This window comes from Enterococcus bulliens (genome assembly GCF_053761865.1).
In genome coordinates, this window is record NZ_JBSMXK010000050.1 from 1 (window position 1) to 1,986 (window position 1,986).

19 tRNA genes are annotated in these 1,986 nt (G+C 48.3%); all 19 read left to right on the forward strand.

From position 1 onward, the window contains the following. Nucleotides 1–52 precede the first annotated feature (52 nt). The 19 genes from ACWOEC_RS12080 to ACWOEC_RS12170 all read left to right on the forward strand — a co-directional run bounded on the left by ACWOEC_RS12080 (nt 53) and on the right by ACWOEC_RS12170 (nt 1,761). Nucleotides 53–126: transfer RNA gene (locus ACWOEC_RS12080), tRNA-Arg, on the forward strand. A gap of 9 nt (nt 127–135) precedes the next feature. Beyond that, nucleotides 136–209, forward strand: a tRNA-Pro gene (locus ACWOEC_RS12085). A 14-nt stretch (nt 210–223) separates the two neighbouring features. Next, nucleotides 224–296, forward strand: a tRNA-Ala gene (locus ACWOEC_RS12090). Between the two features lie 28 nt (nt 297–324). Then, a tRNA-Met gene (locus tag ACWOEC_RS12095) sits at nt 325–398 on the forward strand. 17 nt (nt 399–415) lie between these two features. Beyond that, nucleotides 416–489 (forward strand) — tRNA-Ile (locus tag ACWOEC_RS12100). 39 nt (nt 490–528) lie between these two features. After that, nucleotides 529–618 (forward strand) — tRNA-Ser (locus tag ACWOEC_RS12105). 10 nt (nt 619–628) lie between these two features. Beyond that, nucleotides 629–702, forward strand: a tRNA-Met gene (locus ACWOEC_RS12110). 14 nt (nt 703–716) lie between these two features. Beyond that, nucleotides 717–792 (forward strand) — tRNA-Asp (locus ACWOEC_RS12115). A 1-nt stretch (nt 793) separates the two neighbouring features. Continuing rightward, nucleotides 794–864: transfer RNA gene (locus ACWOEC_RS12120), tRNA-Gly, on the forward strand. 12 nt (nt 865–876) lie between these two features. After that, nucleotides 877–950 (forward strand) — tRNA-Ile (locus tag ACWOEC_RS12125). A 23-nt stretch (nt 951–973) separates the two neighbouring features. Next, a tRNA-Glu gene (locus ACWOEC_RS12130) sits at nt 974–1,045 on the forward strand. 12 nt (nt 1,046–1,057) lie between these two features. Continuing rightward, a tRNA-Ser gene (locus ACWOEC_RS12135) sits at nt 1,058–1,147 on the forward strand. A gap of 10 nt (nt 1,148–1,157) precedes the next feature. Next, nucleotides 1,158–1,231, forward strand: a tRNA-Met gene (locus ACWOEC_RS12140). Nucleotides 1,232–1,245: 14 nt separating this feature from the next. Continuing rightward, a tRNA-Asp gene (locus ACWOEC_RS12145) sits at nt 1,246–1,318 on the forward strand. 8 nt (nt 1,319–1,326) lie between these two features. After that, nucleotides 1,327–1,399, forward strand: a tRNA-Phe gene (locus ACWOEC_RS12150). A gap of 8 nt (nt 1,400–1,407) precedes the next feature. Further along, a tRNA-Gly gene (locus ACWOEC_RS12155) sits at nt 1,408–1,478 on the forward strand. A gap of 12 nt (nt 1,479–1,490) precedes the next feature. After that, a tRNA-Ile gene (locus tag ACWOEC_RS12160) sits at nt 1,491–1,564 on the forward strand. 30 nt (nt 1,565–1,594) lie between these two features. Further along, nucleotides 1,595–1,682 (forward strand) — tRNA-Ser (locus tag ACWOEC_RS12165). A gap of 7 nt (nt 1,683–1,689) precedes the next feature. Beyond that, nucleotides 1,690–1,761, forward strand: a tRNA-Glu gene (locus tag ACWOEC_RS12170). The last annotated feature ends 225 nt before the right edge of the window (nt 1,762–1,986 follow it).

Sequence of the window (1,986 nt, forward strand, 5' to 3'; positions counted from 1 at the left end):
ATCCTGCGGTGAGTGATCACCGTACCGGTTCGATTCCGGTCCTCGGCATTATGCGCCCATAGCTCAATTGGATAGAGTGTTTGACTACGGATCAAAAGGTTAGGGGTTCGACTCCTCTTGGGCGCGTTATATATTCGGGAAGTAGCTCAGCTTGGTAGAGCACTTGGTTTGGGACCAAGGGGTCGCAGGTTCGAATCCTGTCTTCCCGATCTAAAGTTTTAAAGGGGCCTTAGCTCAGCTGGGAGAGCGCCTGCTTTGCACGCAGGAGGTCAGCGGTTCGATCCCGCTAGGCTCCATTATCATTTTAATATTTAATTTGATTTTCGCGGTGTAGCTCAGCTGGCTAGAGCGTCCGGTTCATACCCGGGAGGTCGGGGGTTCGATCCCCTTCGCCGCGATATTTTTTTAAGAGCCTGGACCTTTAGCTCAGTTGGTTAGAGCAGACGGCTCATAACCGTCCGGTCGTAGGTTCGAGTCCTACAAGGTCCATTGCGACATTGTAAGAACTTTTTATCATTGTTATTTTACGGAGGATTACCCAAGTCCGGCTGAAGGGAACGGTCTTGAAAACCGTCAGGCGGGTAAAACCGTGCAAGGGTTCGAATCCCTTATCCTCCTTTTATATTATCGCGGGATGGAGCAGTCTGGTAGCTCGTCGGGCTCATAACCCGAAGGTCGTAGGTTCAAATCCTGCTCCCGCAATTAAAAACTAATATGGTTCCGTGGTGTAGGGGTTAACATGCCTGCCTGTCACGCAGGAGATCGCGGGTTCAAATCCCGTCGGGACCGCCACGCGGGTGTAGTTTAGTGGTAAAACTACAGCCTTCCAAGCTGTTATCGCGAGTTCGATTCTCGTCACCCGCTTTTAGTTTTTATGGGCCTATAGCTCAGCTGGTTAGAGCGCACGCCTGATAAGCGTGAGGTCGATGGTTCGAGTCCATTTAGGCCCACTTAGTTTCATTAATAATAACATGGTCCGTTGGTCAAGCGGTTAAGACACCGCCCTTTCACGGCGGTAACACGGGTTCGATTCCCGTACGGATCATCAGCTTTTTATGGAGGATTACCCAAGTCCGGCTGAAGGGAACGGTCTTGAAAACCGTCAGGCGGGTAAAACCGTGCAAGGGTTCGAATCCCTTATCCTCCTTTTATATTATCGCGGGATGGAGCAGTCTGGTAGCTCGTCGGGCTCATAACCCGAAGGTCGTAGGTTCAAATCCTGCTCCCGCAATTAAAAACTAATATGGTTCCGTGGTGTAGGGGTTAACATGCCTGCCTGTCACGCAGGAGATCGCGGGTTCAAATCCCGTCGGGACCGCTTATCTTGGCTCGGTAGCTCAGTTGGTAGAGCAATGGATTGAAGCTCCATGTGTCGGCAGTTCGATTCTGTCCCGCGCCATTCGATTTGCGGGTGTAGTTTAGTGGTAAAACTACAGCCTTCCAAGCTGTTATCGCGAGTTCGATTCTCGTCACCCGCTTTTAGTTTTTATGGGCCTATAGCTCAGCTGGTTAGAGCGCACGCCTGATAAGCGTGAGGTCGATGGTTCGAGTCCATTTAGGCCCACTAGTTTTATAATAAAACCATTTTGGTTTTGGGGAAGTACTCAAGTGGCTGAAGAGGTGCCCCTGCTAAGGGTATAGGTCGGGAAACTGGCGCGAGGGTTCAAATCCCTCCTTCTCCGTTAATATGGTCCGTTGGTCAAGCGGTTAAGACACCGCCCTTTCACGGCGGTAACACGGGTTCGATTCCCGTACGGATCATTAAGCATTCAATCAAATGATTGAATGCTTTTTTTGTATTTACTGAAATAAAAAATAATGGCTCTTTGTCAATAAGGACTGATGAAGAGAAATTTTACAAATCAGAGGAAGTAGAGAAATCTGCTTCCTCTGATTTTTTTGTTATTTTATGACGATTAATTGATTCATCATAAAAATTCTCGTTCTCATATTGTCAAAGGATTTAAATCCGTAACTTACTCGTTT